The organism is Thermopolyspora sp. NPDC052614, assembly GCF_040678635.1.
Lineage (GTDB): Bacteria > Actinomycetota > Actinomycetes > Streptosporangiales > Streptosporangiaceae > Thermopolyspora.
In genome coordinates, this window is the sequence record NZ_JBFATZ010000035.1 from 14826 (window position 1) to 34605 (window position 19780).

General features: G+C 67.2%; 17 protein-coding genes and 3 pseudogenes. 10 read left to right on the forward strand and 10 right to left on the reverse strand.

Going from position 1 to position 19780, the window contains the following annotated elements:
- The first annotated feature begins 343 nt into the window (after positions 1–343).
- Positions 344–1150 (forward strand): TrmH family RNA methyltransferase, encoded by an 807-nt coding sequence (locus tag AB0K60_RS37105; RefSeq protein ID WP_364066358.1) that lies wholly within the window; start codon positions 344–346, stop codon positions 1148–1150.
- Positions 1151–1156: 6 nt separating this feature from the next.
- Here AB0K60_RS37105 and AB0K60_RS37110 read toward each other — a convergent pair whose 3' ends face one another.
- From AB0K60_RS37110 to AB0K60_RS37130, 5 genes are all read right to left on the reverse strand, one after another.
- Positions 1157–2482: a radical SAM protein gene (locus AB0K60_RS37110; RefSeq protein ID WP_364066361.1), complete on the reverse strand. Its 1326-nt coding sequence runs from the start codon at positions 2480–2482 to the stop codon at positions 1157–1159.
- A 505-nt stretch (positions 2483–2987) separates the two neighbouring features.
- A complete protein-coding gene (locus AB0K60_RS37115; RefSeq protein WP_364066363.1) occupies positions 2988–3410 on the reverse strand; it encodes an ATP-binding protein in 423 nt (140 codons plus the stop codon).
- Between the two features lie 107 nt (positions 3411–3517).
- Positions 3518–3793, reverse strand: a complete 276-nt coding sequence (locus AB0K60_RS37120; protein ID WP_364066365.1) for a hypothetical protein — start codon at positions 3791–3793, stop codon at positions 3518–3520.
- Between the two features lie 9 nt (positions 3794–3802).
- Positions 3803–4756, reverse strand: coding sequence for a hypothetical protein (locus AB0K60_RS37125; protein WP_364066368.1), 954 nt, complete (start codon positions 4754–4756; stop codon positions 3803–3805).
- 53 nt (positions 4757–4809) lie between these two features.
- A complete protein-coding gene (locus AB0K60_RS37130) occupies positions 4810–5136 on the reverse strand; it encodes a hypothetical protein (protein WP_364066370.1) in 327 nt (108 codons plus the stop codon).
- A gap of 284 nt (positions 5137–5420) precedes the next feature.
- On the opposite strand from AB0K60_RS37130, the gene AB0K60_RS37135 reads away from it, so the two are divergent.
- A complete protein-coding gene (locus AB0K60_RS37135) occupies positions 5421–6278 on the forward strand; it encodes a helix-turn-helix transcriptional regulator (RefSeq protein ID WP_364066373.1) in 858 nt (285 codons plus the stop codon).
- The gene (locus tag AB0K60_RS37140; RefSeq protein WP_364066375.1) at positions 6275–6514 is read left to right on the forward strand and encodes a DUF397 domain-containing protein; all 240 of its coding nucleotides are present in this window, start codon (positions 6275–6277) and stop codon (positions 6512–6514) included. The genes AB0K60_RS37135 and AB0K60_RS37140 overlap by 4 nt, the downstream gene beginning before the upstream one ends.
- 400 nt (positions 6515–6914) lie before the next feature.
- Here AB0K60_RS37140 and AB0K60_RS37145 read toward each other — a convergent pair whose 3' ends face one another.
- A complete protein-coding gene (locus tag AB0K60_RS37145) occupies positions 6915–9299 on the reverse strand; it encodes a SpvB/TcaC N-terminal domain-containing protein (protein ID WP_364066377.1) in 2385 nt (794 codons plus the stop codon).
- Positions 9300–9687: 388 nt separating this feature from the next.
- Here AB0K60_RS37145 and AB0K60_RS37150 point away from each other — a divergent pair, with 388 nt between their 5' ends.
- A complete protein-coding gene (locus AB0K60_RS37150) occupies positions 9688–9885 on the forward strand; it encodes a hypothetical protein (protein WP_364066396.1) in 198 nt (65 codons plus the stop codon).
- Between the two features lie 114 nt (positions 9886–9999).
- On the opposite strand, the pseudogene AB0K60_RS37155 reads toward AB0K60_RS37150, so the two are convergent.
- Positions 10000–10126 (reverse strand): annotated as a pseudogene (locus tag AB0K60_RS37155) (IS5/IS1182 family transposase); the annotation flags it as partial.
- Positions 10127–10131: 5 nt separating this feature from the next.
- Between AB0K60_RS37155 and AB0K60_RS37160 the strand changes: the two are divergent.
- The 3 genes and pseudogenes from AB0K60_RS37160 to AB0K60_RS37170 form a co-directional block, all read left to right on the forward strand.
- A pseudogene (locus tag AB0K60_RS37160) lies at positions 10132–10353 on the forward strand (transposase); the annotation flags it as partial.
- A 224-nt stretch (positions 10354–10577) separates the two neighbouring features.
- Positions 10578–11183: a nucleotidyltransferase family protein gene (locus AB0K60_RS37165; RefSeq protein WP_364066380.1), complete on the forward strand. Its 606-nt coding sequence runs from the start codon at positions 10578–10580 to the stop codon at positions 11181–11183.
- A 253-nt stretch (positions 11184–11436) separates the two neighbouring features.
- The gene (locus tag AB0K60_RS37170) at positions 11437–12483 is read left to right on the forward strand and encodes an LLM class F420-dependent oxidoreductase (RefSeq protein ID WP_364066382.1); all 1047 of its coding nucleotides are present in this window, start codon (positions 11437–11439) and stop codon (positions 12481–12483) included.
- A gap of 487 nt (positions 12484–12970) precedes the next feature.
- Here the strand turns inward: AB0K60_RS37170 and AB0K60_RS37175 are convergent, their stop codons facing one another.
- Positions 12971–13570 (reverse strand): TetR family transcriptional regulator, encoded by a 600-nt coding sequence (locus AB0K60_RS37175; protein ID WP_364066384.1) that lies wholly within the window; start codon positions 13568–13570, stop codon positions 12971–12973.
- A gap of 145 nt (positions 13571–13715) precedes the next feature.
- Here AB0K60_RS37175 and AB0K60_RS37180 point away from each other — a divergent pair, with 145 nt between their 5' ends.
- Together AB0K60_RS37180 and AB0K60_RS37185 are read left to right on the forward strand one after the other, a co-directional pair.
- Positions 13716–15278, forward strand: coding sequence for an MDR family MFS transporter (locus AB0K60_RS37180; protein WP_364066387.1), 1563 nt, complete (start codon positions 13716–13718; stop codon positions 15276–15278).
- 340 nt (positions 15279–15618) lie between these two features.
- Entirely contained in the window at positions 15619–16845 is a 1227-nt protein-coding gene (locus AB0K60_RS37185) for an ATP-binding protein (RefSeq protein WP_364066394.1), read from the forward strand.
- A 91-nt stretch (positions 16846–16936) separates the two neighbouring features.
- Here the strand turns inward: AB0K60_RS37185 and AB0K60_RS37190 are convergent, their stop codons facing one another.
- Both AB0K60_RS37190 and AB0K60_RS37195 read right to left on the reverse strand, forming a co-directional pair.
- Entirely contained in the window at positions 16937–17257 is a 321-nt protein-coding gene (locus AB0K60_RS37190) for a hypothetical protein (RefSeq protein WP_364066389.1), read from the reverse strand.
- Positions 17254–17484, reverse strand: a pseudogene (locus AB0K60_RS37195) (transposase family protein); the annotation flags it as partial. The gene AB0K60_RS37190 and the pseudogene AB0K60_RS37195, both read right to left, overlap by 4 nt.
- A gap of 768 nt (positions 17485–18252) precedes the next feature.
- On the opposite strand from AB0K60_RS37195, the gene AB0K60_RS37200 reads away from it, so the two are divergent.
- Positions 18253–19780: DUF222 domain-containing protein (locus tag AB0K60_RS37200; protein ID WP_364066391.1), on the forward strand; the 1528-nt coding region annotated here is incomplete at its 3' end.

Here is a 19780-nt window from a genome sequence, read left to right on the forward strand (position 1 = left end):
ACCCCACCGGCACAGCACCGCGCGCCCGGGTCGCTCCGGGTGCCGGGGGCGAGATTCGGGGACTGCGCGCGGCGCTTCGCGCCGTGCTCGCCCCTCCCCGCCCCCGCCACCCTCCGACTCTTGGCCGCACGCGGCGCAGCCGGGCACCGCATGCCACCGCCCCGCCATACCCATGCGGACCGCAACCGGCCGCGACGACAGCGGCCCGGCCTCGATCTGCTTTCGATGACCCGATACTGGCTCCCGCAGCGGCAACGCGAGTTGTGCATCGCCCAACCCCGATATCCTTGGAGTCGTTCCGGCGCAGCCTTGCCCGTTTCCTCCTACGACCTGAGCGGCTTACATGGATCTTCAGCAAATCGGCATCGGCCATCCTGCGGTCAAGCAGGTGTTGTCCATCCAGAACAACACTGCTCCCAACCGTTTCCGGCTGTTTGTCGCCGAAGGGTTGTGGGAGAACAACGTCGTCCTTGACACCGGCCTGGACGTGGACACGTTCTTTTGGTGTCCCGAGGCCATCCATTCGGATGAGGCCCGCAAACGCAGCGATCAGTTGGCCGAGCGAGCCCATCGCGCGTTCCGCGTCTCACCCAAGACTCTTGAGCGAATGGCCGAACGAGGCAACCCAGACGGGATCATCAGCCTTGCCCGCATGCCCGAGTGGCACCCCGAACAGATCCATTTCGGCAAGTCCGCGCTTGTCCTTGTGACTGACGCCATCGAGATCCCCGGAAATCTCGGCACCCTGATACGCACCCTGGATGCCTGCCAGGCTGACCTGCTGATCATGACGAACCGGCGTACCCGCATGAGTCACCCCAAGGTCATCCGAGGCAGCCAAGGGATGAGCGTCCGCGTCCCACACATCGAGTTCCCCGAGCCCGCCGATGCCATCACTTGGCTCAAGCGGCACCGCTTCACCGTCTACCTTGCCGATACCGACGAGAGCGTGAACTACCGCCGTCTCGACTATCAGGGACGCACGGCGATCGTGGTGGGCAGCGAGCGATACGGCATCTCTAAAGCCTGGTACGAGCACGGTTTCACCCGGGTAGGGGTGCCCATGCTCGGCTACGCCGATTCACTGAACGTGTCAGTGTCCGCCTCGATCCTGCTGTATGAGGCTCGTGCTCACCAGAACCGCTGGTAGCCCAGGTCAGTCCGCCACGCCGCCCAGGTCGAACCGTTCGGGCATCTTCGGGTATGCCGTTGCGAAGAACCGAAGGAATTCATCCATATCGAACGGCAGGAAATCGCACGGGTCGTTGTCGTCCGTATGCGGGTTTGATTTGCAAAATAGCTTGCCCCCGCATATGCCGACGTTCGTGCAGCTCCCGCATTGCGGGTCGTCGAAGGGGTTGTGTGCCGCAGTCTCGGCGAAGATCTCGACGTGCCTCCCGACGTCGCCCATCAGCTCATCCAGGGAACTGATCGGGGAATGCATCGCGTCGCATAGCGCAAGCTGTCCGTCAGCGGTCACTTTCAGGTTGTATGGCGTATAGGCGGTGCATGGTGCGAAGGTCGGCCGGGGAAAGTCTCTCACGATATCCCCGTGCTCCATCTTGAGCCGTACGATATCCATGTACAGCTTTTTGAACTGTTCCCGTGTCAGCGTCGGAACCAGTATGTTGTAGTCGTAGTTCACGGTGTTGTATAGGTCGAACTCGACGTGGCGGACTCCCAGACTCTTTGTCAGCCGGTACACGTCCGCCGCGTGCCTCGCGTTCATCGCATTCACGTTGTAACGAATCGCGAGCACCGTGCCATAGTCGTTGAAATGATCCGCGTGTCGCTTGATTCGTTTCACGATCTGGTCGTAGCTGCCCGCGCCGTTGTGCCGCACTCGCACCGTGTCGTGATCGCCCTTGTTCGTCAGGGTGATCGAGATTGCGTCCATCTCGCGGACCACGGTCTCATCTAGAAGCAGACCGTTTGTGTCGATTTGAACGTGGAGGACCACGCCGAGTCGCCCTGTCAGCGCCCTTATCTCAGTGACGGCTTCCAGTATCTTTTTCTTCTGCATCAACGGTTCGCCGCCAATGAAACGCAAGGAGAGATCCGTGATCGGTCTACGCTTCTCGCTTATCACGGCATTGATGTATCGGCATATCCGCTGGATCGCCTCGGTGGTTATCGCCCCCGCCGAGCGATAGCTATTCTGATAGCAGAAGGCGCAGGCCAGATTGCATTCTTGAGTGAGTTCCACGGTGATAGCCAGCAGCGCGCTATTAGCCTTGCTCTGCACATAACGCTCCCGAGCTGCCGCCTTCTCGTCCATGTCGGCGGGAACCAGGAAGCCGCTCTTCTCCAGTTCCGCTACCCTCGCGGCCGGCAGGGCTTCAACGTCTCCCGCTGCCAGCGCGTCTACAGTAGACCGATCGACCAGCGCGATACTGCCCCAAAACTTGTTGAACAGCACCGCCTTTTCAGGGTCGCCGATCACGGTCACGTGATTGTAATAGGACGACTTGAGCATGATCATGGTCTCCCTCGTTACCGTGACCGGCGATCCCCGACGAGCGCTTAACTTAGACTTCCTCCGCCCGACACATCTCCGTGTCGAGTTCCACCTGTTCGGCTTCTCTCTTCGGCCTGATGCTGGCATCCGAGGATGACCCCGAACAGTTCCCGCACCCCGTAGGCTTCAGCGGCCGATCTTTGAGAGCAATCAGGACGGTCATTCGCGAGCCTCCTTCTCTCCGTTGACTCGAAGCTACGCATCGTCGGACGGAATGTCCAGACGCCGCAGTATCGGACTGTTCCTTATCGGGAGATTCGCGCGACCGCTATATCAGCTTCCCTTGCTGACCTTTTCATCGGAAGCCTGCGACGGCTTCACCTGCATTATTGACCTGATCGTGTGGTCTGAAGATGAGCCCTTACACCTACCGCATGCCGCAGCCTTAACCTCTCGGCCCTTGAGGTCAATCAGAAGGCTCTCCAACTATCTTCCTTTCTTTGAGATGGCGCTTTCTCCACATTGAGTTCTACAGGCCGATTGTCGCCCACACAATTTTTCCGCCGATCAGCGGACGCACGCCCCATTGCGTGCACAGCGACTCCACCAGGAAAAGGCCCCGGCCGCCCTCCTCGTCAAGAGTCACCTCACGGCGTTCGGGTGACTCCTGATTGGCGTCCCACACCTCGATAAGCAGCTCGTTTTCCAGCGCCCGCAGGCACAGGCAGACCACCTCAAGGCGGTCGTACAACTCGGGGTAGCGCGCCTGTGGAGGGATGAGGTTCGCCGCCTTTATCGCGTTCGTGACTATTTCGCTGACGACAAGTTCCGCGTCATCCACCACGGCCATCAAGTTCCATTTTTCCATCAGATGCCGTGTGTACATACGCGCGGTCCCGACCGATGACGCCATGGCGGGAAGGGCGATGCAGCTCGTGAAGCGCTTGTTCATGTTCCGCGCCATGCCATCTCGCCGCCGTTGCAGACCCGGCTGACCGGCCGCGTCCGTGATCGCTGTTCCTGTGCTTGAGTAGCCGTGCGGCTGGGGGTGGCCGCCCATCAGCCCGTCACCACTTCCGGTAGGCCCACCCGCTGACCGTTCGGCCGGGTGCCAGGTGCGACACGGGGAATGTCGCGGTCGGACTCATCGCCGGTCTCGCTCCCGATGCTCTCCGTATCGGCAGTCGTCGCCGTGGGAGTGGTGGCGGGGAGATCGACCCGCACCGACGACGGCCGGGCGTGGTCGGCCGGGAGCAGCGGGAAGACCAGCAGGCATGTTACGACCGTCGCGAGCAGCGCCGCCGCGATAAGGATGACGAGGGTACGAAGTCGCATTGCCCGCCCCTACTCGACCCTGGGCGTGCGGCGTACCGCGTTGCTGTACAGGACGCGGCATAACCAGGCCCGCAGAGGCACCGGGGGGTGACTGGGCACCATCCGTGCCACCAGCCAGAGACCCCGCCGCCATACGGACCGAACGGCGCGCCGAGATCGGGTCTTTGCCTCGCCATAGATGGCCCAGAACTGGGGAGCGACGTCCCCGTGACGCCGCGCGGCCCGTGCGTCGCAGGCCAGTTCGATCGCCCACCCCCACATCACGTGGACCACCAGCAGCGCGACCGCAGCGGCCCAGACCGTGATGCCGGACGTCAGGATGCCCGCGATCGTCGCCCCCAAGGTGGCGACCACGGTCCTTACCCTGTGCGTCCAGAACATCAGGGGAGCGATGTGGGTCCGTTCGTGCGCCATCACGAATTGCAGGATCTTGGGCTCATCGTTGAGCAATCGGTCTCCCACCAGCAGGACCGCGCGGCCCGTGCCCGGGAATGGTGCGACGCCCGCGATCCACCGATGCCGGCAGGCACACTCGGCGTCGTCTTTGTCGCACAGGCATTCCATACGGAACAGATGCGTCCGGTACCCGAGTTTCCGAATCCACGTCGCCGTTTCGTCCAGCACGCCAAGCGCCTGCGCAGAGGTCTCCGCGCGTACGGCCTGCTCATACGGCTCTTCGCCGTCCCAGTCGATCGACCCCCGGGACTTCCCCAGCGCAAGCCGTCGCAGTCCCACCAGGAGAGTTCCGACGCTGACCGCGCTGGCCACCAGCACCAGCGCGAGCACCGGCCCCGCCAACGTGCGCGCCCCGAGCCCCGCCAAGACGAACAGCACGGGCAGATAGCCCGCGAAGCACTGCGAGACGGGGTTGTCGGCGTTCCGCACCGCACCCTCTAGAGCCTGCCGATACAAGCGCTGCTTGCGGGTCTTGCTTGTCGCGTCTTGCGGGCTCTCCGTTGACATCGAACCTCCAGAGAAGTCGGGGGACATCGCTTGTGCGAGCAGCGCGGTATGGATCACTCCGCCGCTGCTGAGGTGACCTCGGCATGGGGCGTGACGTTCTCCCGCATGGCCGACAGCCAGGCGAACTGTGTGGACGGATAGCCGTCCTGCGGGAACGGGTCACAGTCGGTGGATCGCTGGACCGCCCATACGTCCCAGGCCAGGACCCGGCACCGCTGGCCAGGATGTTCCTTGCTGCGTGTGTGCAGGACGCTGTTCGCGACGGTGTGAACGCTGCGGGACTTGGCGAACTCGAACTCTCCAACGTTGTCCCAGTCGCCCGCCGCGTTCTGCACCTGAATCAGGTAGGCGATCGTGCGGATCGCAGGGGGAGCGGTCACGGTCACCAACTCCCTTCCTGAAACAGAGCAAGCATTACGGTTAGCGGTATGCACTAAGTACAGACCGTCCGAGACCTCCGGTGCGTCGGGCGAAGAAGGCGCGGTGCATCGATAGGTCCCCTATGACCAGCAGCCTTCCCAAAGATGTCCTAACCGGAGTTCATCGTGAACCAAGTGTGAGGGCAACTAGGATCGCTCTGCAAGTCGTATCAGAATGTACTTAGTTCAGTTTGTCAGTGCAAGATCGTCAGAGGAGACTGCATCGTGGATCTCGGGAGGGGTGCATGTCAGCACAGCGCAGTCCATCAGCTCGCCAACGCCGCCTCGCGGCCATCCTGCGCGGCCTGCGCAAAGACGCGGGGCTGTCGCGCGAGGCCGTTGCCGAACGGCTCGGATGCTCACCACCTACCGTCACGCGCATCGAGGCCGCCCAGACAACCGCCCGCGTTGCGGACGTGTCCGTGATGCTGGACATCTACGGCGTGACGGGCCAGTCGAAGGACACGCTTCTCCAACTGGCTCGCGATGCCCGCAAGCGCGGGTGGTGGGACAAGATGTCCGACGCGATCCCCGAGTACTTCCAGAGCTACGTTGGTCTGGAAGAAGACGCATCCGCCGTTTGGGGATATGAGTCCGAGTACGTACCGGGACTCTTCCAAACCGAGGAGTACGCCCGCGCCGTCCTGGAAGCCGAGCCGACTCGGCCACCCGAAGACGAGCTTGCGCACACCCTGTCAATCCGCATGAAACGCCAAGAACGCCTCACTGCCCCGAGCCCGCCCGAGATGTGGATGGTGCTCAACGAAGCCGTCCTCCGCCGCGAGGTCGGCAGCCCCGACATCATGCGCGGCCAGCTACGGAGACTTGCCGATCTCTCGGTGCAGAACCACGTCAACATACAGGTACTTCCGTTCGACAGCGGCGCGCACCCGGCGATGAACGGAGGCTTCAGCCTCCTGAAATTCCCCAAGCCATCCGATCCCGCCATCGTGTACGTTGAGTACTGGAGAGGCGGTATCTACCTGGAAGAATCTTCCGAGGTAGACGCCTACACCCGGCTATTCGATCATCTGCGCGCCCGAGCGCTTGGGCCTGATCAAACCCGCCGTTTGATCACGCAGGTAGCAGGAGGAAGTAAGTGAACCACGAGGGCGAGAGGGCTCCTATGGACCTCTCCCGCGCGGCTTGGCGTAAGTCAAGCCGTTCCAACGGCACCGGGGGCAACTGCGTCGAGGTGGCGACGATCAACGCTGACACCACCGTGATCGTCGTCCGCGACTCCAAGAACCCCCATGGCCCCGCGCTCGCCTTCAAACCTGGCGACTGGAGAGCCTTCGTTCGCGGCATCAAGCGCGGCGAGTTCGACGACCTAGTCTGACCGTCCGTTCCACGGTGAGACTCTGGCCAGCTCCTAGGGAGAGTATTTCCGTCTCTGAATCTTGATCCCAACGCCCGATCGACCCTGGTCGGGCGTTGCCGTCTGTACCTAGCATCCCGCGGATTCGGGGGATTAGAAGATCCTGCCTCCGGCGGGGGCTCTGACTCCGAGAGCAGCCGCACCAAGCGAACGCGCCGTACGTCGTGGCCGGGGCGCGCCTGTGCTCTCGTCTGCCGTTCGCCCAAGCCAGCCGAGCAGACCAGGGGGCACCGGTCAATGTCGTTCCTCCAGTGGGGGGCTCCACATTGACCGGTGCCCCCTGCTCCGCTGGGCTAGGAGTGGGCGACGGCAGACGAGAGCACAGGCGAGGGGGGCACGTGCGGGATCGAAGACGGCACTCTTACGAAAGTGGGATTGTTGTGGCTTTGGCGGTCACCGTCGCGACGCCGCCGGTGGAGCGGCGCCAACTGCGCTCCTCCAAGACCTGCCCGGCCATCGCACGCGGATCGGGGTGGACGTTGCCGTCGAAGTCGGTGATGGTTGCGCCCAGGCCGCGGAAGAACGTCTGGGTCGTCACCGTGGAGTTGGCCGGATCCTCGGCGTCGGAGATGGTGCGGACCTTGCCGTAGCCGCGCCACTCGTTCGGCTCGTCGTTGCCGATCAACGGGTCGATGAAACTGATCGGGGTCAGCCAGGCCGGGGTGCCCAGATACTGGTAGCGGGTGACCCGATCGGGCGACCCTCCGACGAGGTCTTTCTCCACAACCTTGGTCACCAGCAGCTTCTGGTAGTCCAGTTTGACCGTCGCGGGCACCTCGCGCCACTCGGTCCAGCACACGCCGCCGCTGCACACCTGCATCTCGCGCCACGTCAGGTAGGTGTAGGTGTGCCGCCAGCAATCCGACTGCGTCCCTTCCGCGCAGGGGGTGGCCTGCCCGTAGGTGATCTCGATCCGGCCTCCCAGCCCGTTGTCGATCGCACCCAGCCCCGGGGTCTCCACATAGCTGGTCTGCGGCGTCGCGAACTCGTCCCAGATGGTCTTGTGCGGCAGCATCACGGCGTCGAAGCCGATTTTGGGGAGCTCGATCTGCCCGTCCCCGGCAAGGCCCGTCTGACGGATGGCGTCCAGCCACAGATAAAAGCGCACATCCTGCGGTCCGTCACCCACATATGAGGTGACCACCTTGTAGTCCAGGTCCACCTTGGCCACATCGTCCCACTCCGATGTCCCCGGCCTGCGGGCATAGGTGGTGACCGTATCCAGTTGCTTGGTGATGAAGTACGCGGTCGTCCGGTTGGTGCATGCGGCGGTGGTGTCGCATTGCAGATCCCCGGGGATTTCGAAGTTCTCCCGATCGACCGAGGAGAACTCCATCTTGGTGGTCGGCACGCTTTCCGGGATGCGCTGGTTGTGGCCCCACTCCACCCGCTGCAGATACCCGCCCCGGTCATAGGAGGCATACCGCGGCCCGGTTCCCGTGTTTGTGCATGTGGCGGTGGGGTGCCAGCAGAAATTGTTGACCTCGCGGACGTAGGAATAGTCGATGACGTTTCCGTCGGAGTCGACCTCCTGGTCCAGGTTCCATCGCCAGGTCGCCGCGCAGACCGGCAGGCTGGAGCTGTAACGGCTGCTGTAGCAGGGCTCACCCGCCTCGTCACCGACATACCGGGTCTGCCAGGAGGCGTCCCTGCGGTAGCCGAACCGGTACACCATCCCGGTCTGGTCGGTGATCTTCCAGTAGGCGTCGCCCGCCTCCGCGCCCGGCACCTGCTCGATCTTCCAGCCCGTGTCCTGCTCGGTGTGCCAGGTCCCACTCGCCGGCTCGCGCACCAGCCGGCCCGACACCCCGTTCAGCGAGAGGATCAACTCCGAGTTCGTCTGGTCGTTGGAGTCGGCGCGCCCGTCGTTGGCGTCGGGAGACTCCCAGCACTGCAGATCCCCCAACCCGGTGGGCATCACCCCCTCCTGCGAGCAGGTCGGGAACCGCCGCTCGATGAACGCGGTCGGCAGATCCCAGCCCAGGCCCGCCCACCCCGACTGCGGGTTGGTCGCCCACGACATCGACTCCACCGCCGCCGAGTCATAGGACAACTCGAGGTCAGGCCCGTTGCCGGCCGGGGATGGCGGCTCGGGCAACGGGAAACTCCACCCGAACGATCCACCCGACGTGCCCGCTTCCCACGTCCCCGACGGCTTCAGATCGGTCGCGGCGAACGTGCCGTCCCCCGCCCCCGGCGCCTCCGCGGCGGAAGCCGCCAGCAGATAAATCGCGGCCTCCGACGTCGGCGCAGCGCCACCCGCGCCCGCCCGGGCCGCCGGCGCCACCTCCACATCGGCGACGAGTTCCCCGGCCTTGACATCATTGACCGCCGGCACGGTCACCGGAACGGCCGTGCAGTCTGCGGGCCGGGGCGTCGCCAGCGCACAGGCCGGGAGCCGGACCAAACGCAACCGCCCGGCGAACCCACCGCCGTACGCGTCACGGAAATCCTGATACGACAGCGCCAGGCGAACGCGCCCGCGATCCTCACCGCCGTCGGCACGCGCCACCCGCACACCGACCCCCACCCCGCCCAGGGCGGCGGCCTGCCCGGCCCCCAACGTCTCCACACGCACCTTCGACGGCGGATCCCAGGCCTGGCCCGTCTTCCCCGCCGCATCGGCGAAGGCATTCGCCTCGGCCTTGCCCGCCTTCACGGAAACCGGCTCATCACGAGACAGCCGGGCCACACGTACCGGCAACGTCCCCGCGCGCTTCAACTTCGCGGAGTCGTTCAACTCCACTTCGGCTTGCCCTGCCTTAGGCCAAACCGGCGCACGCGGTGTAGGTGGCGATACGCCGTCCTCCGCGCCCTTGAACTCCTTAATCTCCGGAAGTTCCCGGCCCTCCACCGACCGTTCCTCCGGATTCGGCCCGGCAGCGGAAGCATGAGTGAGCGCTACGTCCGGCAGGCCCGCCCCGGCGACCAACACCCCCAGAACAAGAGTGACGACCAGCCCAGATAATGGAATTCGAGCATGCCGAGCAGCCACGGCCGCACCCTCCACACCAGAGCGAGAAACACGGCCCGTCGGCCGCCATTTATACACCTAAAGACGACATAAAAATGATCATCCACACTGTGATCGACTATCGTGGATCCGTCAATACCGAATCAGACACCACTCGGTCATGCGCCGTGACAAGGAACGCGCAAGCCCTCACCTCATTGCGAAGAAGGCACTGCTCGGCAGCCCGGCCGATATCCATCGAGAGGCAATGCGATCTCGATCACAGACCGGCCACAACTGGTTCCGGGCAGAACATAAGATCATTAGCGGACGTCTCGATCCCGGTATCGACCACGCTTCGGCCAGCGGCGGGCAGTGAGGTGCCCCAGATCTTCCGGACACCTTCCCAACTAGGGTTGCGGGGGAACCGGAAGGGAAGGCTGTGGCGGAACGTAACCCGCGATTCAGCCGGGAGTTCAAGGACGAAGCCGTCCGGGTGGTGCTGGACGGCGATCCCCGTCCGGTTCACATACAAGACCGCGTCGAAGATGTCCCGCAGGTCGGTACGGGCTGCCTCTCCGGTCGGGCGTCGGTCGGAGCCGGGCTTGGCGCCAAGCGGTGCGCGCAGGAGGGCCGCCAGCCCGAGCCATCGGCCTGCGTGCTGGACGCCCAGAGCGTCAAGACCTCCACCAACGTCCCCGCCGCCGACCAGGGCATCGACGCCGCCAAAAAGATCGTCGGCCGCAAGCGCGGCATCGTCGTCGACACCCTCGGACCACTGCCGGCGGTACTGGTCACCGCCGCCTCCGTGCAGGACTCGGTCGCCGGCACCACGCTCATCGACCAGATCGCCACCGCCACCCACCATCCGCGCACCTGACCCAGGATCAGACAGAAACCCCAGGATAAAACGCCCACTAAGGCCATCGCCGTGCTGCAAGACCATGCAGCAGCCCGAGGATGAAAAAACATTCCTTGGCCCGGAGATCGCCGCCACGCATGTCGCGTGGGTTTCACGATGTGGGCCGTGGAGGCGTAGAGTGGTTCAAGATCGTGAGAGGGGTGGGCGCCGTGCCGGGGCGATCACACGACGGGGTGGCCGGGCTGTTGCTCGCGGCGGGTGGCGGCACTCGGCTGGGCACGCCCAAGGCGTTGGTGGAGTTCGGTGGTGAACTGCTCGCCGACCGGGGGGTGCGGCTGCTGCACGAGGGTGGCTGTCACCCCGTCGTGGTCGTGCTCGGCGCGGCCACCGTGCAGGTGAACGGCGCGGTGGCGGTGCGCAATCCGGACTGGGAGAGCGGCATGGGGTCCTCGCTCCGGGTGGGGCTGGCGGCGCTGCCGCCGCAGGCGCGGGCCGTCGTCGTCGCGCTGGTCGATCAGCCGCTCGTCGGTGCCGAGGCGGTCCGGCGGCTGGTCGCCGCCTGGAAGTCCGGGGCCTCCGTCGCGGTCGCCACCTACAGCGGACGGCGCCGCAACCCGGTGCTGATCGCCCGCGAGCATTTCGCCGAGGTCGCCGAACTCGCGGTCGGGGACGTCGGGGCACGCCCCTTCCTGCGCCGCAACGCCGACCTGATCACCGACGTTCCCTGCGAGGACGTCTCCGACCCCGCCGACATCGACACCGCCCAGGACCTCGCCCGCGTGGGCCGCCTGGCCACTTCGCCCGGCCTCGCCTGATCCTTCCGAGCCTGCCCATTGCCTCCGGCCCGGCCTGATCCGTCCGGCCCGTCCGTACTCACATCGACTGCGTCACATCGACTCCGTACTCACGTCGACGCGATTGACCCGATCGACGCGGGGCCGCTGCGGGCTGATCTGCGCCGCCCAGGGTCCGCCGGTCTGTTCGGGGGGTGTTGTTGGTTTGGGCGGCGGGAGTCGTTAGGCTGTCGGCCAATAGAACTTTATTCGGTTGGTGGCTGGAGGCGACAGCATGCGGATCGGGATGACCATCAACTACGCCGGAGGCTTCAAGGAGACGGTGGAGGAGCTCGGCGACTACGAGAAGGCCGGGCTTGAGATCGTCTTCGTGGCCGAGGCGTACAGCTTCGACGCGGTCAGCCAGATGGGCTTCATCGCCGCCAAGACCGAGCGGCTGCAGATCGCCTCCGGGATCCTGCCCATCTACACGCGTACGCCGACGCTGCTGGCGATGACCGCGGCCGGGCTCGACTACGTCTCCAACGGGCGGTTCGTGCTCGGCCTTGGTGCCTCTGGGCCGCAGGTCATCGAGGGGTTCCACGGGATCCCGTACACCGCGCCGCTGGGCCGTACGCGGGAGGTGGTCGAGATCTGCCGCAAGGTGTGGCGGCGCGAGCGGGTGGTGCACGACGGCAGGTACTACACCCTGCCGCTGCCGCCCGAGCGCGGGACGGGCCTCGGCAAGGCGCTCAAGCTCATCAACCACCCGGTGCGGGAGCGCATCCCGATCTTCATCGCCGCCATCGGCCCGAAGAACGTCGAGCTGAGCGCCGAGATCGCCGAGGGCTGGGTGCCCATCTTCTTCATCCCGGAGAAGGCCGCCGACGTCTGGGGCGCCTCGCTGGCCGCCGGGAAGGCCAAGCGCGATCCCGAGCTTGGGGAGCTGGACATCGTGGTGCAGGCGATGCTCGCCATCGGCGACGGCGACGAGGTCGCGGGCCTGCTCGACTTCGCCCGGCCCATGCTCGCGCTGTACATCGGCGGCATGGGGGCCAAGGGCAAGAACTTCTACAACGACCTCGCCCGCAGTTACGGCTACGAGAAGGAGGCCGAGCAGATCCAGGAGCTGTACCTGTCCGGCAAGAAGGACGAGGCCGCCGCGCTGGTACCCCGGGAGTTGCTGGAGAAGATCTCGCTGGTCGGCTCGGAGGGCCAGGTACGCGAGCGGCTGGCCGCGATGCGAGAGGCCGGGGTCACCACCCTGAACGTCACCCCCATGGGCGCGACCCACGAGGACCGCGTCCGCCTCATCGAGCGGATCCGCGACCTGGCGTCCTGATCGCGATCCGGAACCTGGCCGCGCTCGTCGGCGACGTGGCGCTTTCGTACGCCGGGTGTCCGGGAAGCCGGGGACGCCGACCTCGGACGGCGGGCTGCGGGAAGCGCCGCGAGTCACCCGGACGAGCGCACTCGCGTCGCCTCGCGCCCGTCGGCCGCGTGGTCACGCGGGTTCGGGTACGGATGTGTGGAGGGCGGGGAGACCGCAGGGATAACTCCGCCCTCGGCGTGACCGCGTGCGCCGGGTGAGGCACCCACATGGGCGCGACCCACGAGGACCGCGTCCGCCTCATCGAGCGGGAAGCCGGCGACTCCGACCTCGGACGGCGGGCTGCGGGAAGCGCCGCGAGTCACCCGGATGAGCGCACTCGCGTCGCCTCGCGCCCGCCGACCGCGTGGTCACGCGTTCCGGGTGCGGGTGTGTGTGGAGGGCGGGAAGGCCGCCGGGCTGGCTCCGCCCTCGGTGTGACCGCGTGCGCCGGGCGCGGTCACGGTGTGAGGCACGCGGTGAACATGGCGGTGAGGCGGCGTTCCAGCGACGCCAGGTCGAGGTCCTGGGCCGCGTCCTGGTCGAACGTGCGGCGCAGGGAGCCGCCGCCGAGGATGATCGCGGTGGCGAGGGTGGCGCGTTCGCGTGCCCTCGGGCCCTCCAGTCTGTCGGTGAGCCGTCCCAGGATGGCGCTCTCCACGCGCTGGCGCAGGATCACCCGGATCTCGGGGCTGCTGCCGGCCCGGTCGATCGCCCGCGCCACCGGGTCGGCGGTCTCCGCGCTGAGCCGCCGCGCCACATGCGCCGCGAGCCGGGCGGGCAGGCCCTCGATGTCGCCCTCGATCACCGATTCCAGCGGCGAGCGGGAGGCCAGCACCTCGGCGAACAGCCCTGCCTTGCTGCCGAAGTAGCGGTTGACCAGGGCGACGTTGGCCTCCGCCGCGTTGGCGATCATGCGCATGGTCACATGGTCGTACCCGTGCTCGGCGAACAGCACGGTGGCGGCCTCCAGGATCCGCCGGGTGGTGGCCTCGCGGTCCCGACACGGCCGGGCCGGGCCCCCGGTCGCGGCCGGCGAGGCGTTCAGCTGGGTGTCCATGGTCGCTGCCGTCCCCTCGCGTCCGGTCGCCCCGGACGTCTCTGATCGTCTCCCTGTGCACTGTAGTGCTCACCGACCGGAATATTGACAAGTAAACGGGCGTCTACTAAAAATCATGTGCACGGTACATGTATAGGGGGCGTTCGTGACTGAGACAGGCATCCGACCGGACGTCCCGACCACGGCAGCCGCGGAGCGGCGCGTTTACACCCACAGGGAAGTGCTCGAGATCCTGTCGGGGCTGCTGCTGGCCATGCTGACCTCGATGTTGTCCACCTCGGTGGTGGGTACGGCGCTGCCGACGATCGTCGGCGAACTCGGCGGGCAGGACCAGCTCTCCTGGGTGGCGAGCGCGAACCTGCTCACCATGACGGTGTCGGTGCCGCTCTGGGGCAAGCTGTCGGACCTGTTCGGTCGCAAGCGAATGTTTCAACTCGCCCTGGTGACGTTCGCCGGTGCGTCGGTGGCGGCGGGCATGGCGCAGGACATGGCCACGCTCATCGCGGCGCGAGCCGTACAGGGGATGGGCGCGGGCGGCATGATGGCGCTGGTCCAGGTCATCCTCGGCGACGTGGTCGAGCCCCGGCAGCGCGGGCGCTACAACGGCTACGTCGGGGCGACCTTCGGCATCTCCACCGTGGCCGGGCCGCTGCTCGGGGGCCTGCTCGTGGACGCCGAGGGCCTCGGCTGGCGCTGGTGCTTCTACCTGGCGGTGCCGTTCGCGATCGTGGCCCTCCTCGTCGTGCAGCGCAAGCTGCTGCTGCCCCGCGTCAAGCGCGACGCCCGGATCGACTGGTGGGGCGCGTTCACGATCACCGGATCCGCGGCGTCCCTGATGCTGGTGCTGTCCCTGGGCGGCCACGAGTTCGCGTGGAACTCGCCGCAGACCTTCGGCCTGCTCGGACTGAGCCTCGTCCTGCTGGCCCTGGCCGTCCTCGCCGAGCGCCGCGCCGCCGACCCGATCCTGCCGCCGCGCCTGTTCCGCGACCGGACCTTCGTGCTGAGCGGCGCCGCCTCGCACTTCGTCGGCATCACGCTCTTCGGCATGATGATCTACCTGCCCCAGTACCTGCAGATCGTCAAGGGCATGAGCCCGATGAACTCCGGCCTGATGACCCTCCCCATGGTCCTGGCGCACGTCACCGGCTCGCTGGTCTCCGGCCGCCTCGTCACCCGCTTCGGCCGCTGGAAGATCTACCCCACGATCGGCCTGCTCCTCGTGGCCACCGGCATGGCCCTGCTGTCCCGCCTGGACGCCGGCTCGCCCCATGTCCTGATCGGCGTGGAGGTCGCCGTCCTCGGCACCGGCTTCGGCCTGAGCATGCCCACCCTCCTGCTCGCCGCCCAGAACGCCGTCGAACGCCGCGACATGGCCGTCGCCACCGCCGGCGTCGCCTTCTTCCGCAGCCTCGGCGGCGCGGTCGGCGTGGCCGCCTTCGGCGCCCTCCTCACCAACCTCGTCCACGACGAGATGACCCGCCTCCTCGCCGCCGCCAAGCTCACGCTGACCGGCCCCGTGAACCTCGGCACCCCCGAGGCCATCCGCGACCTGGCCCCCGCCGTCCGCCACATCGTGGTGCACTCCTTCGCCGAGGCCATGAGCGTCGTCTTCCTCCTCGCCGTCCCCCCGGCCCTCCTGGGCGCCATCGCCGTCTTCTTCCTACGCGAACTCCCCCTCCGCACCTCCAAGTCCACCTCCACCTCTTGACCACACCCACCCGCCCGCTCTTGGCGGGCCGGCCCCAGGCGCCGGTCGCTTCCCGGGCAGAGTGGGGATCTTCTCCTCGGCAGGTTGAGGATTGACGACCACGGCAGATCGGCGATTTTTGCCCCGGCAGATTAAGGACTGTCGGCACGGCAGATTGGGCATTTTCCCTTCGGCAGGTTCAGGACTGACGACGCGGCAGATTGGGGAACATTACCCTCGCGGATCTGGAATGATGGCCTCCGCGCATCGGTGATTGTCCTGGTAGGAGGTAGTCCTGGAGATTCTTCCCAGGCTGGCTGGCCGTACCCTCAAGGAACTCCTCGGCGAGCTGCGGATCGTGGTGGTCAACGGCCCGCGGCAGTCGGGCAAGACCACGCTGTTGAAGTCATGCCACACAGGCATGGACGGGGTCTTCGTCACCCTCGACGATCCCGCGCAGCTCTCCATCGCCCGGGACGATCCGCTGAGTTTCGTGCGGAGACGCACCAAGCCGGTGATTATCGACGAGATCCAGCGGGCGGGGGATCCGCTCATCCTCGCCATCAAGCAGATGGTCGACGACGACTGGTCGCCGGGACAGTTCGTCCTGTCCGGTTCTACGCGGTTTCTGAGCGTTCCCACACTCTCCGAGTCTCTCGCCGGTCGGGTCGCCTTCGTGGATCTGTGGCCCTTCGCGATGAGCGAGCGTACGGGCGGGGACGGGAGGATCTGCGATCAGATCTTCGAAGAGCCCGGTTCCGTCCTCGCCGGTGACCCCTCCTGGACGCGCGAGGACTACATCCGCCTGATATGCCAGGGCAGCTACCCGGAGGTGGTACGGCTCAGCTCCCGAACCGCGATCAGGAGTTGGTTCCGTGGCTACCTCGACACGGTGATTTCTCGTGACATCCGAGAGTTCGCGCAGATCCACAAGGCCCAGGCGATCCCCGATTTGATCGCCCTGGTTGCTGCCAACACCGGCGGACAACTCGTCGTGTCCCGCGTCGCGAACCGGCTCGGCCTGGACGCGGCGACCGTACGCTCCTACCTGGCCTACCTGGAGACCGTGTTCCTCGTGGCATCGGCCCCCGCCTGGTCGAACAACCTGTCCTCGCGGGTCACCCACGCACCCAAGACGTACGTCACCGACAGCGGCCTGGCGGCCTACCTGCTGGACGCCGACCCGGAGATGCTCCTGGTCCCAGGTCATCCCGGCCTGGGCGAGTTGCTGGAGACGTTCGTCTTCGCCGAGTTGCTCAAGCTGACCGGCTTCGCCGCGCGGGAGACCGCCGTCCGCCACTACCGGGACAGAGACAAGCGGGAGATCGACTTCATCCTGGAACGCCGGGACGGCCGCCTCATCGGCATCGAGGTGAAGGCCTCGGCCACGCCCAAGAGCGAGGACGCCAAGCACCTGCGCTGGCTGCGCGACCACCTCGGCGACCGCTTCGTCGCGGGCTACGTCCTCCACCTGGGCACGACGAACCTGGCCTCCGGCGAAAAGATCTTCATCACCCCACTGTCAGCCCTGTGGGGCCACGCGCCACCCGGCAGCGTGCTGCCGTCAAGAAACACCACGCGACGATGACGCCCGGCCCACCTGGCCCGGGCGTCACGCGGGTCCGTCGTGGCGGGTCGTCCCCAGCGGACTTCCGAGCTTAGAGGTCCAAATAGAAAGATCACCGGACGAGGCGTCGCCAGCAGATAATTGCCGCAGCTAGCTTCATGAACGCTTCGTGGATGTCGTCGCGTACCTCCCAGCGGACGCGCAGACGGCGGAACCAGCGCAGGAGCGCGATCGTCCGCTCGACCACCCACCGGTGGGTGCCCAGGCCGGAACCGCGTGGGGTGCCGCGTCGGGCGATGATGGGTCTGATGCCGGTGCGCCAGACCATGCGGCGGTACTTGTCATTGTCACAGCCGCGGTCGGCGTAGAGGCGGTCCGGTCGCTTACGCGGTCGGCCGACGCGGCCGCGTACCGGTGGGATGGCCTTGATCAAGGCATGAGCCGGGTGACGTCGTCGCGATGGCCGCTGCTATGGGACTCTGGCCCGTTCTTGCCGTTGCAGGGCGTGACCAGCGGATTTCCTGCACCCTGGTAGCCCTTGTCGGCCAGGGTGAGAATGCCGGCCCGCTCCAGCCTGCGCAAGAGCCCCCGGATCCGGGCCGCGGTCGGGTCGTGGGTGCTGCCGGGCAGCGCCCCGGACGTCCAGATGATCGTCCCATCCGATCCCCTCGGCAGGTTTTGATGGACGCGTTGACCGCCGACGCATTGATCATTGGGTGTGGCGAGCCCTCAGTCGGCTCAGGCCCTCGCTCATTCGAAAAAATCTTCCCTTAAGCCTTCTGATCTGCCTCGCCATTTCCGCCCATGTCGCAAATGCTTCGTTCGCATGTTCGACCTGAACGCGAGAGAATAGAAGCCGGCCAGCCCGCCAAGGAAGCGAAAGGAAGGTGACCCATGGCCGCCGCCACCGGCCCCGCCACCCCTTCCCCCCGCTCCCCGTCGCACCCCACCTCACCACACTCCACCTCACCGGGCTCCCCTTCCCCCCGCTCCACATCACCGGGCTCTTCGGCGCCGGGCTCCGCCCCTGCCCCGTCCCCCACGCCGAGCGCGCCTTCCACCCGGCCGCCCGATCAAACGGTCCGCCCCCGCGATACCAACGCCCAGGCCGCCTCGCAACCCACCCACCCCGATGACACCCCGGCCCGCACCCGTCCGGAGGAAACCGGCCCCTCTGCCGCCCCAGCCCCTGCCGCCCACTCGGCCCACCCGGCTCATGCAGCCACCGTAGCCGCCGGGGCCACCACGGCCACCACGGACGATGCCTGCGCGAAGGCCCGCGCGGCCACCTCGGAGGATCCCTGCGGGGACGCCCGCGTGGCCACCTCAGACGCTGTCTGCGGGGATGCCTGCGCGGCCGCCTCGGAGGATGCCTGCGCGGATGCCGGTGCGGATGCTGCGGGCCTGGTTGCGGAGGATGCCGAGTTCATGTCGCCGGGTGCGGGGCTGGCGGTGCTGCTGGAGCGTCTGGCCGGGACCGGCGCCGCGATGGGCACGCTGAAGAACCATGAGCTGATCTCGGTGATGATCGGCTGGCGGCGGCTGACCTCCTGGGCGCAGGCCGCCGAGCTGGAGGCGGTCGCCGAGCTGGAGGCGCGGGATCAGGCCCGCTACACCCGAGACGGGGTGATCTGCTCCAGCGACGTCAGCGAGGGCGTCTGCAGTGAGATCTCGCTGGCGCTGACGCTGACGGAGTATTCGGCCGGTGTGCTGCAGGGCCTGGCCTACGCCCTGACCCATGATCTGCCCGCCACCGGGGCGCTGCTGAAGTCGGCCGCGATCGACCTGCCCCGCGCCAAGGTGATCGTCACCGGGCTGACCGGCCTGTCTCAGGCGGCGATGCGCAGGGTCGAGGCGGCGGTGCTCCCGCACGCTGCGTCGATGACCACCGGCCGGCTGCGCGCGTTTGTCGCGGCCACGGTCGCCGAGCTGGCTGCGGAGGAGGTGGCGGCCAAGGCCAGGGCGGCGCAGAAGGACCGGCGCATGGAGGTGCGTGAGGACGAGCAGGGCACCGCCACGCTGCTGGGGGTGAACCTGCCGCTGATCGCCACCGTCGCCGCCGCCAACCGCATCACCGCCCTGGCCAAGGCCTTCAAGAACAACGGCGACCCGCGCACCATGGACCAGCTGCGCGCCGACGTGCTGCTGATGTGCATGCTGGGCCTCATCCCGGGCCGTAACACCCCCACCCCCGTCACCGACCCCGCCACCCCCGCCACCCCCGGTGCACCGGCCGCTCCGCCCGGCGGCGCACCGGCCCCGGCCGCCCCGGACCCGTCGGCGCGGCGACCGGACACCCCACAACCGGACACGCCACAACCGGATGGGCCGGAACCGGATGGATCGGAACCGTCCGCGCCGCGCCCTGGTGTCCCGAACTCGTCCGTGCCAGAACCGGCCACGCCGCAATCGGACAGGCCGCAATCGGACATGCCGCGATCGGACATGCCGGAACCGGTTCGGCCGGAACCGTCCGCGCCACACCCGGCCACGCCAAAACCCGGCATGCCGGAACCGGATGGGCCGGAACCCTTCACACCGCGCCCGCGCGTTGCGCACCCGCCCGCGCCGCGTCCGGGTGTGCCGCGGGGGGCCGGACCTGAGCCCGGGGGCTCCGGCTCCGCCTCTTCTGCGCCGGGGACGGCTCGACCGGACCGGTCGGTGCCGGAGACGGCCCTGCCCGAGGCCGCCTCGCCCGAGGCTGATCCGTCCACCACCTCCCAGCCCGAGGCTGAGGTGTCCGAGGCTGAGGGGTCCACGGCCGCGGGGCCGGATCACAGCCGCGGCCCGCATCAGCCCGCCCTTGGTCAGGAGTCTGCGGCGGATCGCGAGCCCGCGCCGCGCCGGCCCGCCCCCGAGCACGAGCCCGCCCCGGACAACCGGTCCGCGCGACGGGACGCCGCCGCGCGCCTTGCGGCCCGGCTCTTGTGCAGGCCGCGACGGGACGCCGCCGCGC

What these genes read in the sequence shown, in the direction of transcription:
- AB0K60_RS37105 (WP_364066358.1), top strand. Translation starts at nt 344, where the DNA reads ATGGATCTTCAGCAAATCGGCATCGGCCATCCTGCGGTCAAGCAGGTG.
- AB0K60_RS37110 (WP_364066361.1), bottom strand. Translation starts at nt 2,482, where the DNA reads ATGATCATGCTCAAGTCGTCCTATTACAATCACGTGACCGTGATCGGC.
- AB0K60_RS37115 (WP_364066363.1), bottom strand. Translation starts at nt 3,410, where the DNA reads ATGAACAAGCGCTTCACGAGCTGCATCGCCCTTCCCGCCATGGCGTCA.
- AB0K60_RS37120 (WP_364066365.1), bottom strand. Translation starts at nt 3,793, where the DNA reads ATGCGACTTCGTACCCTCGTCATCCTTATCGCGGCGGCGCTGCTCGCG.
- AB0K60_RS37125 (WP_364066368.1), bottom strand. Translation starts at nt 4,756, where the DNA reads ATGTCAACGGAGAGCCCGCAAGACGCGACAAGCAAGACCCGCAAGCAG.
- AB0K60_RS37135 (WP_364066373.1), top strand. Translation starts at nt 5,421, where the DNA reads ATGTCAGCACAGCGCAGTCCATCAGCTCGCCAACGCCGCCTCGCGGCC.
- AB0K60_RS37150 (WP_364066396.1), top strand. Translation starts at nt 9,688, where the DNA reads ATGCGCCGTGACAAGGAACGCGCAAGCCCTCACCTCATTGCGAAGAAG.
- AB0K60_RS37170 (WP_364066382.1), top strand. Translation starts at nt 11,437, where the DNA reads ATGCGGATCGGGATGACCATCAACTACGCCGGAGGCTTCAAGGAGACG.
- AB0K60_RS37175 (WP_364066384.1), bottom strand. Translation starts at nt 13,570, where the DNA reads ATGGACACCCAGCTGAACGCCTCGCCGGCCGCGACCGGGGGCCCGGCC.